This window comes from Nocardioides sp. Z13_37 (genome assembly GCF_058355585.1).
Map to the genome: position 1 here is coordinate 171,610 of NZ_JBZGDV010000002.1, position 13,082 is coordinate 184,691.

Genomic DNA, 13,082 nt, shown 5'->3' on the forward strand with positions numbered 1-13,082 from the left:
GTAACCTCCCAAATTGAATTCAGGTCAGCATGCCCGACGGGGTCCGAAGGTGCAACTGACCGCTACGAGAGGAGCAGGCAGTGGGTCGTTTCGATGGACGAGTGGTGGTCGTAACCGGTGGGGGTCGTGGCATCGGCTTCGCCACCGCTACGAGGTTCGCGGCCGAGGGCGCGTCGGTCGCGATCGTCGACCTCGACGAGGAGGCGGCGCGGGAGGCTGCTGCCAAGCTCCCGGTCACAGGGAGCGCCGTCGCGCTCGGAGTCGGCGCGAGCGTCGCCGACAGGGGTGCGGTCACCGCAGCGGTCCAGCAGGTGGTCGCGAGCGCCGGCGGTGTACACGTGCTGGTGAACAACGCCGGGATCACGCGCGACAACCTCCTGTTCAAGATGACCGACGACGACTGGGACCTCGTCATGGACGTGCACCTCAAGGGCGCGTTCCTCATGACGCAGGCGGTCCAGGGGCACTTCGTGGCGCAGCAGTACGGCAAGGTGGTGAACCTGTCGAGCGTCTCGGCGCTGGGCAACAGGGGCCAGGCCAACTACTCCGCCGCGAAGATGGGGATCCAGGGCTTCACCCGCACCCTCGCAATCGAGCTCGGGCCGTTCGGCGTCAACGTCAACGCGGTCGCGCCGGGCTTCGTCGCGACCGACATGACCGACGCCACCGCCGCCCGCCTCCGCATGAGTGTCGAGGAGCTGCAGAGGCTCAACGCTGACGCCGTCCCGGTGAAGCGCGTTGGGGCCCCCGATGACATCGCGTCCGCCGTGACCTATCTGGCGAGCGACGAGGCTTCGTTCGTGACCGGTCAGACCCTGTACGTCGACGGCGGGGCTAGCGTCGCCTAGGCCGTAAGAGTCGTCCTGTCCGGTGTCGTCACGGGCCGTGCAGGGCGGCTTCGCTGGGTGGTCAGCCCCGGCAGGCGCCATCCTGCGCTGCTGATCGACATCGCCGCCAGCTCGGTGCTCACAAACGGGACGACTGCCGTCGCGAGTGCCGGGGGGCGCAGCCGCCACCGACCCGCTGCCGCCGGGGTCGGGTGCCGGCACGTAGCGAGTAGTGACCGTGGCTCTCGATGAAGATCCATGCCCCCAGGGTGAACGAGGCGAACCGAGGGGGCAGGGCTGTCGAGCCCACCTCCAGCTACGTCAGGCTCGCCGCCACGCCGATCCGGCGGGTGGTCACCGGTCGAACTCCACGCGGGGCGTACGGCAGATAAGCAACCGACGGACGCGCCCGTCCGGTGTGAGTTGGGCGCTGGCGTTGAAGGAGGCCTCGAAGTCGCCCTGGCGGGTCGTCTGTCCCAGCACCAGCTCCGTGTCGTCCACGCGGCTGCCGCGGGAGATGTGGTGCACGAGGGTGCTCTTCTCCCGCTGCGCGAGGTAGCCCACCAGCGCCTCTCGGTCGCCATGGAACTCCGCGGAGCCGTCGGCGGTGGCGAAGAGGATGGAGATCGCGAAGTCGTCGGTGATCAGGTCGAGGACGCGGTCGGGCTCGTCGCCGTCGAGGATGCCGAACCAATCGCGCAGCAGCGGCGTCGTCGTCGACCCGTCGGTCCCGGGCATGGTCTCGGTGGCGGCGTGCGTGTCGGTCATCTGGTGCTCCTCGGGGACGGGTCGGTTGACGGGTGGCGGGTGCGTAATCAGGCCGGAAGGAGGGCGAGCTCGGGGTCGAACGCCACCTGGTAGGCCGTGATGAGGCCGTCGTTGCCGACCTGCACCGAGGCCAAGAAGTGGCCGGTGGTGGTCGCGTCGTCCTCCACCACGGCGCCGTACACGAACTCGAGGTCGTCGGAGACGGCGGTGCGCAGCGGCACGTGGCGGCGCACCACCTCGCCGCGGCCCGCCAAGTAGTCGACCAGGCTCTGACGGTCCTGGCCGCGCACGGCGCCACCCGGGAGCAGGATCGCGAACCGGACGCCGGGATCGACGAGAGTCATGGCCTTCTCGATCTCGCCGGTGTCGACGTGGGCGTAGTAGCGGGTCAAGGTCACGTCCGCAGCGCTCATGCGGTTGAAGTTAGTTCACTTCGATTCGAGTGTCCAGAGGTGTCGCCCTTGTCCTCGGCAGGCGGGCGGACGTAACCTGAACTGAACTCAATCCAAATCGAGGGGAGACGGTCGTGCGGAACCCATGGCCTGAGTCCGACCCGGCCGTCATGGCGCCGGTGGAGGAGCACGAGGAGCTGCGCGACGTGGTGCGCGCCGTGCTCCACAAGTACGCCGACCACGAGCAGGTGCGCGCCTCCGCCGAGGGCGAGCTCGGCTTCTCAGCCGATCTCTGGCGCCGCCTCAACCAAGAGTTGGAGGTCGGCCACTTGGCGATGCCGGAGGAGCGCGGAGGTCATGGCTTCGGCGTCCGCGAGCTCGGCGTGCTACTGGAGGAGACTGGTGGCGCGCTGCTGCCCGAGCCGGTGCTCGCGTCCGCCGTCCTGGGCGCCCACGCGCTCGCGGCCGCCGACCGGCCCGACGACGTCGCCGACCTGCTGGCGTCGGTGATGGCGGGCGACCGGATCGCCACCGTCTCGCTCGGGACCCCGACGTCGTCGACGCCCGACGGGCCGGAGTTGACGGCGACCCCGAGCGGGGACGGCTGGCAGGTGAACGGCCTCGTTCCGGCCCTCCTGCAGGGCGCCGCCGCCGACGCGGTGGTCGTGACGGCCACCGGCCCGGACGGCCCCCTGCTGCTGGTCGTCGAGGTGGCTTCCGGCGTGACAGTGGAGCGCACGGTGGTGGACCTCACGCGACGCCGGGCGGACCTCCGCCTCTCGGGCGCGGCCGCACAGGAGCTTGTCGGCGCGGAGCGGTGCGAGGAGGTGCTGCAGCAGCTGCGCCTCCTCGCCCTGGTGGCGGTCGCGGCCGAGCACACCGGGATCGTCGCCGAGCTGCTCGCGCGCACCCAGGAGTACGTCGTCGACCGGCAGCAGTTCGGCCGGCCCATCGGGTCGTTCCAGGCGATCAAGCATCGGCTGGCAGACGTTCTGGTCGACCTGGAGCGGGCACGTTCGGCCTCGCGCTACGCGGCCGCCGCCCTTGACGAGGACCCGGCGAGCGCCGAGCTGGCGGTGGCCGTGGCGTCCGTGGTCTGCGCCGACGCCGCGATGCGCACGGCGCACGAGGCGGTGCAGCTGCACGGCGGGATCGGCTTCACCTGGGAGCACCGTGCCCACTACTACCTGCGCCGCGTGCTGGGCGACGAAGGCCTCCTCGGCACCTCGCGGGAGCGCCGCGCGCGGATCGCCGACCTGGTCGGCGTCTGACCGCTTCTCGTCACCCACCCGGCGGCCCCGGACGTCACGTCCGGGGCCGCCGGCAGGCAGGGACTGGTGCCGTGGCCGCTGCCGTCGAGGCGGCGGTCAGGCCGAAGACCAGCGCGCTGGCGAGCCCCCCGGCGTAGGCGCGGTGCCAGAGGCCGCCCGTGTCCGAACCGGCCGCGAGCAGCCCGGGTATCGGGGCGTCGGAGGTGTCGAGGACCTGGGCCCGGGCGTCGATCCGGACCCCGTGGAAGGGGAAGGTGATCGCAGGCTCGCACTCGATGACGTACCACGGGCCTTCGTCCAGGGGGGCAGGGTCCTTGGCGCGCCCCGGCTCGACGGACCCCGCCGCAGTGTCGGCGTTGTAGCGCTCGAGGGCGGCGCGGATGGCGACGCCGTCGTAGCCCCACTCCTCAGGCAGATACTCCAGCTCCTCCAGCTGCTCGGCGAGCCCGACGCGACCCCCACGGCGGCTGGCCACGGCGAACTTGTCCACCGCGATCGCACCCTGGACGTACGACCCGACGATCCAGTCCCGGTGGACGCGCGCGTCCGCGACGAGGAGGCCGCGGGCCTCTGGCTGGTCGAGCAGCGCCATCGTCGTGAGGTGGTCGCCCAGCGTCTCGTCGGTGAAGCGCTCGTTGTGGAGGTTGAAGAGCAGGGCATGCTCGCTGTAGTAGAGCGAGAGGCCCACGAAGTCACCCGAGTCGGCGAACGGCACCTGCGTCGGCACGAGGTGGCCGTAGAACCCGGCGTCCTCGGCGCCGGTGGCGGCGCCCACGGCCGTGGCGAGCCGGTAGCCGGTGCCGCTGCTGTGGGGATTGGACCGCAGCTGCATGCGGCCGGCCTCGGGGTGGACCTTCTGGGTGATGAGCTCCTGGTCGGCCTGGAAGCCGCCGGTGGCGAGAAGTGTCCAGGTCGCGGTGACCTGCTCGACGGTGCCGTCGGGTCCCTCGATCTCCGCGCCGGTGACCCGGCCGCCGTCGGTCAGCAGCCGGCGGGTCGTCGTACGGAGTCGGACCTCGCCGCCGCCGTCGGTGACGATGCGCCGGCACGTGTCGACGTACCGGTTCGTGTCGAACTGGTGACCGCGCCCGAACCCGAGGATCGGGACGGCGTCGGCCACGTCAACGCCGACGGACCGGATCCACTCCACGCCGTCGGCGAAGCGGTCGACCAGTGCGTGCTTGAGGACGGCGTCGCCGTGGGGGTTGACCTCGTCCATCACCTCGCGGCTCGGGGCAGTCCAGGCGTAGCCGGCAAAGCGGGCAGAGCCCCCGACGTCGTTGGAGACCTCCACGACGAGGACCCGGCGGCCCTCGCGGGTGGCTCGGGCGGCGGCGGTCAGGCCGGCCATGCCGGCGCCGATGACGAGGAGGTCGTGCTGCAACATCTGGGGGTCCCTTCATGCTGTGACTGCGGTTACACTAAACCAAACTCACTTCAAGTTTCTAGACGATCGGGAGCGTGGAGCACATGGGCGCACCGACGCGGCACGACGCCGTCGGCACGTTCGAAGCCCTGCGCGCGCGCATGTTCGCCGTGCTCCTCGCGGTCCAGCTGGTCAACGCCACGGCCGTGTGGGCGCACGTCGTCACCGTCCAGTGGACGCTCACCGCCCGGGGCGAGTCGGCGACCGTCGTGTCCCTTGCGCCGGCCGCGATGGCCCTGCCGTTCCTGCTGCTGGCCCTGCCGGTGGGCGCGATCGTGGGCTTCGCCTCGCGGGAGCGCCTGATGGCGGCGGCGATGCTCGCCTCGGCGCTCAGCGCGCTGACCGGGTCGCTGCTCACCGTCGGTGGGATCGACCACGCAGGCCTGCTCGTCGCGACGGTGGTCGTCGCCGGTGCGGCGCTGGTTGTCGTGGGTGTCGCCTGGCAGTCGCTCCTCCCCGAGATCATCCACCGCGGCAGCCTCTCGTCGGCGACCGCGCTGGACGGTGCTGTCTACAACGTGGCGCGGGCCGTCGGGCCGCTACTCGCCGGGCTCGGCCTGGGCCTGGTCGGGCCGCCGCCCACCTTCCTGGCCACCGGCGTCGTCTTCGCCGCATGTGCCATCGTGTGTGCCGCCGTCGAGGTTCGTCGTCCGGGCCGGCGTGGGCCTCGCCGCCCGGTCGTGGGCCAGATCGTGGAGGGGCTGCGGTTCGCGCGCTACTCGCCGTGGACCCGCCGGCTGATCCTGCGGATGGTGTCGTTCGGCCTCCCCGCCAGCGCCCTGTGGGCCTTGGTCTCCCTGGTCGTGCACGATCGCCTCGGCCTCGGCTCGCGTGGCTTCGGCGTGATGATGGCGCTCGTCGGATCGGGAGCCGTCGTGGCGACCTTCGTCCTGCCGCCGCTGCGCACCCGCCTGAACGTCGCCGTCTTCGCGGCGTGCGGCTCGACGGCGTACGCCGCGACCCTGCTGACGCTGGGCCTGAGCACGAACGTCGTGCTGGTGGGTGTCGTCATGCTGCTCGGCGGTGTCGCCTGGGTGGGGGTGCAGAGCACCTGGATGATGCTGGCCCACCAGGCATTGCCCGACTGGGTGCGCCCGCGGATCATCGCGCTGCTGCTCTTCATGTTCCAGGGCACCCAGGCCGTCGGGTCGCTCCTGTGGGGCGTCGTGGCCGACCTCCTCACGCTGCCCGGCGCACTCGCCGTCGCGGCCGCGCTGATGGTCGTCTCGGTGCTGGTGCTGCTCCGCGGCGGGCTCGGCTCGAGTGCCGGGATCGAGCCCGAGCTGGTCGACCTCGACCCGGCCCTACGCAAGCAGCTCGGCATCAGCGACCACGACGGAGCCCTCGTGGTGCGCTACGAGTACGAGGTCGAGCCAGACCGGCAGGCCGAGTTCGCGGAGACCATGACTCACCTGCGGCTCTCACGACTCCGCCTCGGAGCGCGCTCGTGGCGGCTCGAGCACCATCCCCAGACCCCCCGGATCTTCGTCGAGACCTACCTCGTGGCCAGCCACGAGGCACTGCTGGAGCAGGAGTCGCTACGGCTCACCGTGCCCGAGCAACGTCTGCGAACCGCGGCCCGTGCGGCCGCCGACCGGGTGCGCGGACCCATCGCCCACCCCGTCGACGGGCGGAGTGACGACCAGGGGTGGGACCTCCCACCCACAGCCGAAGAAGGGAACCGACATGGCCACGACTGACAACGGCGCTGACGGCGCGGCCAACCTGGTAAGCGCCGTGCTGCGCAACGGCCGGAGGTGCACCGTCTCATGAGCGACTTCCCGCACGTCTTCTCGCCGTTCCAGCTGGGGGGCGTCTCCCTCAAGAACCGGCTCGTCGCCCTGCCCGCTGGCACGAGCATGGCGCACGAGGGTGTCCCCACCCACGGCGACACCGAGCACTTCGGGCGGCTCGCCGCCGGCGGGGTTGGGCTGATCATCGGCGGCGCCACGGTCGTCCACCCCACGACGACCCTGCGCTCCCGCAAGCTCGTCGAGGCCTACATCGACGAGTTCGTCCCCGCCGCCGCGGCCAAGGCCGACGTGATCCACCGCCACGGCGCCCGGTTCATCGGCCAGCTGTGCCACCTCGGCCGGGAGTTCATCGGCGGGGAGTCCGACTCGCCGCCGGTGGCGCCGTCGTCGATCAAGACCGTCCGCGACGCCTACCCGCCGCACGAGCTGACGGTCGCCGAGATCGAGAGCATCGTCGAGGGGTGGCGCGTCTCCACCGCCAGCCTGGTGAAGGCTGGCGCCGACGGCGTCGAGATCCACTCGGCGCACGGCTACCTGCCGGCCCAGTTCATGTCTCCGCTGACCAACCGGCGCACCGACGACTTCGGCGGCTCGTTCGAGAACCGGATGCGGTTCCTCGAGCTCGTCATGGAAGCGATGCGATCGGTCATCCCCGATGGCTTCCTGCTCGGCGTCCGGCTGAGCGGGGAGGAGGAGATTCCCGGCGGCATGGGCATCGACGACTGCGTCCGGATCGCCGAGCACCTGACCGGGCTGGGCGTCGACTACCTCAGCATCACCCACGGCACCCGCGGCAAGTACGTCAAGGACTCCACGAACCCGGACGCGGTCGCAGTGCCGTCCGCCTCCCGCGTGCGGGCCGCGACCGGGCTCCCGGTCCTGGTCGGCCAGCGGATCCGCGACGTCGGCACTGCGGAGCACGTCGTCAAGGCGGGCCACGCGGACCTAGTCGGCATGGCCCGGGCACTGATCGCCGACCCCGACCTCCCGGTGAAGTCGCAGACCGGTCGGCTGCTCGAGGTACGCGGCTGCCTGGGCATCAACCAGGACTGCCGTGCCTTCGACCCGCACCTGCACTGCGCGGTCAACGCCGAGGTGGGCCGCGGCCGGCACGCCAACGTCGGCGTACCCGCCCCCCGGGCCAAGGAGGTGTACGTCGTCGGTGGCGGTCCCGCCGGCCTCGAGGCGGCCCGGGTCGCCGCTGGTCGCGGCCACAAGGTCACCGTCTTCGAGCGCGAGTCCACCCTCGGCGGCGCCGTAAGGGTCGCCGCCGCCTCGCCCCACCGTGCGACGCTCATCGACGTCGTCGACTACCTGGGCAACGAGATGAAGCGCCTGAAGGTCGACGTCAACCTGTCCGCCGGGATCGACGACGACGACCTCGCGGAGATCCTGGGGATGGCCGACCACGTCGTGCTCGCCACCGGCTCCCGGGCGGCGGACCTCCCGCCGATGCTCGACGGGCGTCCCGCCGCCACGGTCGACCAGGTCCTGCTCGGCGACCTGCCGCAGGTGCAGGAGCGTGCCGCAATCGTGTACGACGAGGGCGACGGCTTCTGGCCGGCGTACAGCGCGGCGGAGTGGCTGGCCCAGCAGGGCTGGCAGGTCACCTTCGCCACCCCGCTGACCGCGCTGGCCTCGCGGGTGCCGGCCGAGAGCGCCGGGCCGTTGCTCGGCCGCCTCGGTGCTGCCGGCGTCGACCTGCGCGTGGGCCACGAGCTGGTGGTGGATCCCGACCCCAACGCACCACTGCTACTGCGCCCCCTCTTCGGCGGAGCGGAGAAGGAAGCGCCGGGGGCGCTCGCCGTGTGGCACCAGCCCCGAACCCCCGTGGACGCGCTCGTCTGGGCCCTTCCGGGCGACGTGGACAAGGCAGCGTTGAGCGTCATCGGGGACTGCGTGACCCCGCGACGGATCGGCCACGCGATCGCCGAGGGGTACGGCGTCGGCGCAGAAATTTGAACCAAGTTCAACAAACCGGGCCAGGAGCCTTGACACCCACTTGAATCCGGTTCAAACTAAACTGAATCCAGTTCGGTTCTGAAAGGACGCAACTCCCATGGCTATCGACACCGACCACGTCCTCCTTGAGAAGGACGGCGAAGTCGCCCGGGTCTGGCTCAACCGCCCGCACAAGAAGAACGCGGTCACCGTCGAGCTGCTGCACCGCCTCGACGAGATCATCAAGGAGGTCGACGCCGACCCCGACCTCAAGGTCCTGGTCCTGCGCGGCGTGCAGAACCAGTTCTGCTCCGGCTTCGACCTCGACGAGCTCCTGTCGGACTTCATCGGCACCACCACCGCGATGGACGTCGCCGTGCTCTCCGCCCAGGTCTGTGACCGGCTCTACCAGATGAACACCCCGTCCGTGGCGGTGCTCGAGGGCTACGTGACCGCCGGCGGCTTCGAGCTGATGATCTCGTGCGACTTCGCAATCGCTTCCGACGACGCCAAGATCGGCGACTTCCACATCCGTCGCGCGCTCTTCGGCGGCGCTGGCCCGATCTACCGCCTTCCGCGGATGATCGGCCTGCGCAAGACCAAGGAGCTGATGCTCACCGGCAAGCTGCTCTCCGGCCAGGAGGCCAAGGACTTCGACCTAATCAACGACTCCGCCCCGGCGGAGGAGCTCGACCAGCGCGTCGAGGAGTTCATCGGCACCCTGACCGACAAGAGCCCTTACATGATGCGTCTCACCAAGATGGCCATCAACCAGGGCCTCGACGCCGACGTCCGCTCCCTCATGGTCATGGAGCACCTAGCCGTCGGCAACGCGCTGCAGTCCGAGGACGGCAAAGAGGGCGTCCAGGCCTTCCTGCAGAAGCGCGAGCCCAAGTGGGTCGGTCGCTGACACCTGGCCCCAACGGCCGCGTCGTACGGACCACTGGAGCACCACCGAGGAGATGACGTGAGCGTCGAGACGACCCCTGCCCTGCAGGGCAGCCGGTGCGCCGGCTGCGGCAACGTGGCATTCCCGGCCGCGGTCGGGTGCCAGCGCTGCGGGAGCACCGAGATCGAGCCCCTCGAGCTCGCGCGGCGCGGCGTCGTCTGGGCCCACACGGTCCAGCGCTTCGCTCCCAAGTCCCCTCCGTACGTGCCGCCGGCGGAGGGCTTCAAGCCCTTCGCCGTGGGGTATGTCGAGCTCCCCGACGGGGTCAAGGTCGAAGCCGTCCTCGAGTCGGTGGACCACCCCGTGTACGACGCACTCACCGGCGCCGAAGTCCACCTCGTCGCCACTGAGCCGGCGCCCCGGTTCGCCACCGCCGAGTGCCTGGAGCAGCACGGCGACGCCGAGAGGAGCCAGGCATGAGCATGGTCTCGATCATCGGCGCCGGACTCTCCAAGTTCGGTCGTCAGCCGGGCGTGACCGGGCGGCAGATGGCCGTCCAGGCGATCAACGCCGCACTCGACGACGCAGGGCTCACCTGGCCGGACGTCCAGGTCGCCTTCGGCGGCAGTGACGGCTCCGGCCTCGCCGACACCCTGGTCGCCGACCTGGGGCTGACCGGCATCCCCTTCACCAACGTCAAGAACGGCTGCGCCACCGGCGGAAGCGCCCTGGTCTCCGCCGTCAACGCGATCCGTTCCGGCGCCGCCGAGGTGACGCTGGCGGTCGGCTTCGACAAGCACCCCCGTGGCGCCTTCGACCCGCGGCCCGAGGACTGGGGCCTGCCGTCCGGGTACGGCGAGGCCGGCCTGATGGTCACCACCCAGTTCTTCGCGATCAAGATCGCCCGTTACATGCGCGAACACGGCATCACCGAGCCGACGCTCGCCAAGGTCGCCGCCAAGGCGTTCCGCAACGGGGCGATCAGCCCCAACGCGTGGCGCCGCGAGGCACTCACCGAGGAGCAGGTCGCGAACGCGGCCATGGTCAACGACCCCCTCACCCAGTACATGTTCTGCTCGCCGGGCGAGGGCGGGGCGGCGATCATCGTCGCCTCGGAGGCCGCTGCCGAGCGGCTCGGCGCCCGCCAGGTGCGCCTGCTGTCGGTGGCCACCCGCACCCGCGGCTTCGGCTCCTTCGAGGTCTTCGCCCCCGCGATCCAAGGGTCCGGCGTGCCGTCCAGCGTCAGCACCGACGCCGCCCGCGCTGCCTTCGAGGCGGCTGGCGTCAGCCCCCAGGACATCGACGTCGCGCAGCTGCAGGACACCGAGGCCGGTGCCGAGATCATGCACCTGGCCGAGTGCGGCTTCTGTGAGCACGGCGATCAGGAGAAGTGGATCGCCAACGGCGAGACCGAGATCGGCGGCCGCCTCCCGGTCAACACCGACGGTGGCTGCATCGCCAACGGCGAGCCGATCGGCGCGTCCGGCCTGCGCCAGGTCCACGAGATCGTCACCCAGCTGCGTGGCGAGGCCGGCGAGCGCCAGGTGCCCGGCGACCCGCGCCTAGGCTTCACCCACGTCTACGGCGCCCCCGGCATCAGCGCCTGCACGGTCCTGGAGGCAGTCCGATGAGCTCCTACCTCGAGACCTTCGTCGCCGAGGCCCGGGCCTGGCTGGCCGGCGTGGCCGAGCCGCGCACCGCGCGCGCCTGGGGCGAGGGCAGCGACGCCGTCGCCGTCTTCGAGAACTGGACCGCCGAAGAGGAGCGGGCCGAGACCGACCGCATCCGCGCCTACGAGCAGGCCAAGTACGACGCCGGCTTCGGCGCGATCACCTGGCCCGCGGAGTACGGCGGCCGCGACCTCTCGACGTCGTACCTGCTGGCCTTCCGTCGGGTCGAGGCGGAGTTCGACGTGCCTCGCCGGACCGAGATGTTCCCGGTGACCCAGCAGCTCGTCGCCCCCACGGTCGCCCGGTGGGGCACCGAGGAGCAGCGCGAGACCTACGTCCGCGCGATGCTCCGCACCGACCTGATCGCGTGCCAGCTCTTCTCCGAGACCGAGGCGGGCTCCGACCTCGCTGCCGTCCGCACCCGCGCGGCGCAGGACGGCGACCAGTGGCGGCTCAACGGCCACAAGGTCTGGACCTCCGGCGCCCGGGTCGCCGACCTCGGCATCGCCGTCACTCGCACCGACCCTGACGTCGCCAAGCACGCGGGCCTCACCGTCTTCCTCGTCCCGATGGACGCACCGGGCGTCACCGTCCGCCCGATCCGGCAGATGACCGGCGGCTCGTCGTTCAACGAGGTCTACCTCGACGACGTCGTGCTCGGCGACCGCTACCGGCTCGGCCCCGTCGGTGCCGGCTGGAAGGTCGCGCTCACGGTGCTCGGCAACGAGCGCCTCGACTCCGGCAACCTCGGCCTGGAGAACGCCGACCAGGCCGTCGAGCTCGCCCGCCACCTCGGCCGTCCGCTCACCGAGCTCGAGCGTGACGCCGTCGCCGACCTCGTCACCCGCAGCTACGTCCAGCGCCTGACGGGGATGCGGGTCGCCGCCTCCTTGGTGGCCGGCCGCGACCCCGGCCCGGAGGCGTCGGTCGGCAAGCTCCTCGCCACCGACACCATGGCCCGGACCTCCGAGGTCGCGCGCATGCTGCTGGGCACCGACCTCACCGTCGACAGCGGCCGCTGGGGCACGTGGGCCTGGACCGAGCACGTGCTCGGCGCGCCGGGCTACCGGATCGCCGGCGGCACCGACGAGATCCAGCACAACATCCTCGCCGAGCGGGTGCTCGGCCTTCCTCGGGAGTCGCGCGCATGAGCACTGCCACCACCTCCGACACCGCGGCCCTCGCCGCCCGGGTCCACGAGGGCCTGCGCGCGGCCGGGTACGACGGACCCGCGACCGACCTCGAGCCGATGCTCGGCGGCCACTCCGGCCTGACCTATCGCACGACCGTGGGTGAGCACTCCTTCGTGGTGAAGGCCGTGCCGAAGGGACAGCGACCCATCGGTCGCCACGACATGCTCCGCCAGGCCCGCATCCTGCAGGCGCTCGCGCCGACCGACGTGCCCGTGCCGGTGGTCCGCGCCAGCGAGGATCCCGGCGACGGCGAGGGCCAGGGATGGTTCGCGATGGACCTCGTCGCAGGGGAGTCCCTCGAGCCGGTGCTCGACGACCCGGCGGTGGAGCCGGTCCTGGCCGCGGCCCGGATGCGCCGGGCCGCCGAGGTGCTGCCGCGGCTGCACGCCGTACCGCTCGAGGACCTGCCCGTCGACTCCGAGCCGCTCTCGCCCTTCGACGAGCTGGCCCGGTGGATCCGCACCATGAACGCAGTGCCGGCCGAGCTCGTGCCGCTCGGAGCCGAGCTGCGCGAACGGCTCTCCTCCGACGTGCCGCCCGCCATCGACCCGGTCCTGGTCCACGGCGACTACCGCCTGGGCAACATCCTCGCCCAGGGCGAGGAGCCCGCCGCCCTCATCGACTGGGAGATCTGGAGTCCGGGTGACCCCCGCGTCGAGCTCGGCTGGTTCCTGGTCTTCGCCGACGGCTCGAACTTCCCCGGGGTCGGCCGCGGGGTGCCCGGCCTGCCGAGCGCGACCGAGCTGGTCGACCTGTACGCCGCAGGCGCCGGCGGCCGCGAGCTGCCGGACCTCGCGTGGTTCGACGCGCTGGGCCGCTTCAAGATGGCGGCGATCATGGGCCACAACCTGCGTCGCCACCGCGAGGGCCGCCACCACGACCCGGACCAGGAGAAGTTGCCCGCCACGATCGAGCGCTTGATCGTCACCGGCCTGGAGCGCCTCACCTGAC

Annotated in this window: 12 protein-coding genes; 9 read left to right on the forward strand and 3 right to left on the reverse strand. The window is 71.5% G+C overall.

Features of this window, described 5'->3' with window-relative positions:
* The first annotated feature begins 80 nt into the window (after positions 1-80).
* Positions 81-848, forward strand: coding sequence for a 3-oxoacyl-ACP reductase FabG (fabG, locus tag AC4H2S_RS05765; protein ID WP_491496015.1), 768 nt, complete (start codon positions 81-83; stop codon positions 846-848).
* 333 nt (positions 849-1,181) lie between these two features.
* Here the strand turns inward: fabG and AC4H2S_RS05770 are convergent, their stop codons facing one another.
* Together AC4H2S_RS05770 and AC4H2S_RS05775 are read right to left on the reverse strand one after the other, a co-directional pair.
* Positions 1,182-1,595, reverse strand: a complete 414-nt coding sequence (locus AC4H2S_RS05770; RefSeq protein WP_491496016.1) for a hypothetical protein — start codon at positions 1,593-1,595, stop codon at positions 1,182-1,184.
* A gap of 47 nt (positions 1,596-1,642) precedes the next feature.
* Positions 1,643-2,008 (reverse strand): nuclear transport factor 2-like protein, encoded by a 366-nt coding sequence (locus AC4H2S_RS05775; protein WP_491496017.1) that lies wholly within the window; start codon positions 2,006-2,008, stop codon positions 1,643-1,645.
* Between the two features lie 113 nt (positions 2,009-2,121).
* Between AC4H2S_RS05775 and AC4H2S_RS05780 the strand changes: the two genes are divergently transcribed.
* Positions 2,122-3,258: an acyl-CoA dehydrogenase family protein gene (locus AC4H2S_RS05780; RefSeq protein ID WP_491496018.1), complete on the forward strand. Its 1,137-nt coding sequence runs from the start codon at positions 2,122-2,124 to the stop codon at positions 3,256-3,258.
* 34 nt (positions 3,259-3,292) lie between these two features.
* Here AC4H2S_RS05780 and AC4H2S_RS05785 read toward each other — a convergent pair whose 3' ends face one another.
* Positions 3,293-4,645 carry an FAD-binding protein gene (locus tag AC4H2S_RS05785; RefSeq protein ID WP_491496019.1) on the reverse strand — a complete coding sequence of 451 codons (1,353 nt, stop codon included), beginning with the start codon at positions 4,643-4,645 and terminating at the stop codon, positions 3,293-3,295.
* A gap of 83 nt (positions 4,646-4,728) precedes the next feature.
* On the opposite strand from AC4H2S_RS05785, the gene AC4H2S_RS05790 reads away from it, so the two are divergent.
* The 7 genes from AC4H2S_RS05790 to AC4H2S_RS05820 all read left to right on the forward strand — a co-directional run bounded on the left by AC4H2S_RS05790 (position 4,729) and on the right by AC4H2S_RS05820 (position 13,081).
* Entirely contained in the window at positions 4,729-6,384 is a 1,656-nt protein-coding gene (locus tag AC4H2S_RS05790) for an MFS transporter (RefSeq protein WP_491496020.1), read from the forward strand.
* Between the two features lie 69 nt (positions 6,385-6,453).
* Positions 6,454-8,400 carry an oxidoreductase gene (locus tag AC4H2S_RS05795; protein WP_491496021.1) on the forward strand — a complete coding sequence of 649 codons (1,947 nt, stop codon included), beginning with the start codon at positions 6,454-6,456 and terminating at the stop codon, positions 8,398-8,400.
* Between the two features lie 97 nt (positions 8,401-8,497).
* Positions 8,498-9,289 (forward strand): enoyl-CoA hydratase/isomerase family protein, encoded by a 792-nt coding sequence (locus AC4H2S_RS05800; RefSeq protein ID WP_491496022.1) that lies wholly within the window; start codon positions 8,498-8,500, stop codon positions 9,287-9,289.
* 57 nt (positions 9,290-9,346) lie between these two features.
* Positions 9,347-9,748, forward strand: a complete 402-nt coding sequence (locus AC4H2S_RS05805; protein WP_491496023.1) for a Zn-ribbon domain-containing OB-fold protein — start codon at positions 9,347-9,349, stop codon at positions 9,746-9,748.
* Complete coding sequence (locus AC4H2S_RS05810) at positions 9,745-10,899, forward strand: thiolase family protein (protein WP_491496024.1); 1,155 nt, start codon at positions 9,745-9,747, stop codon at positions 10,897-10,899. The genes AC4H2S_RS05805 and AC4H2S_RS05810 overlap by 4 nt, the downstream gene beginning before the upstream one ends.
* Entirely contained in the window at positions 10,896-12,089 is a 1,194-nt protein-coding gene (locus AC4H2S_RS05815) for an acyl-CoA dehydrogenase family protein (protein ID WP_491496025.1), read from the forward strand. Before AC4H2S_RS05810 ends, AC4H2S_RS05815 begins: the two co-directional genes overlap by 4 nt.
* The gene (locus AC4H2S_RS05820) at positions 12,086-13,081 is read left to right on the forward strand and encodes a phosphotransferase family protein (RefSeq protein WP_491496026.1); all 996 of its coding nucleotides are present in this window, start codon (positions 12,086-12,088) and stop codon (positions 13,079-13,081) included. Before AC4H2S_RS05815 ends, AC4H2S_RS05820 begins: the two co-directional genes overlap by 4 nt.
* Position 13,082 lies beyond the last annotated feature (1 nt).

Bases quoted from the DNA above. Each gene is read 5' to 3' on its own strand.
- AC4H2S_RS05770 (WP_491496016.1), bottom strand. From the start codon at position 1,595: ATGACCGACACGCACGCCGCCACCGAGACCATGCCCGGGACCGACGGG.
- AC4H2S_RS05785 (WP_491496019.1), bottom strand. From the start codon at position 4,645: ATGTTGCAGCACGACCTCCTCGTCATCGGCGCCGGCATGGCCGGCCTG.
- AC4H2S_RS05810 (WP_491496024.1), top strand. From the start codon at position 9,745: ATGAGCATGGTCTCGATCATCGGCGCCGGACTCTCCAAGTTCGGTCGT.
- AC4H2S_RS05815 (WP_491496025.1), top strand. From the start codon at position 10,896: ATGAGCTCCTACCTCGAGACCTTCGTCGCCGAGGCCCGGGCCTGGCTG.
- AC4H2S_RS05795 (WP_491496021.1), top strand. From the start codon at position 6,454: ATGAGCGACTTCCCGCACGTCTTCTCGCCGTTCCAGCTGGGGGGCGTC.
- AC4H2S_RS05820 (WP_491496026.1), top strand. From the start codon at position 12,086: ATGAGCACTGCCACCACCTCCGACACCGCGGCCCTCGCCGCCCGGGTC.
- AC4H2S_RS05775 (WP_491496017.1), bottom strand. From the start codon at position 2,008: ATGAGCGCTGCGGACGTGACCTTGACCCGCTACTACGCCCACGTCGAC.
- AC4H2S_RS05790 (WP_491496020.1), top strand. From the start codon at position 4,729: ATGGGCGCACCGACGCGGCACGACGCCGTCGGCACGTTCGAAGCCCTG.
- AC4H2S_RS05800 (WP_491496022.1), top strand. From the start codon at position 8,498: ATGGCTATCGACACCGACCACGTCCTCCTTGAGAAGGACGGCGAAGTC.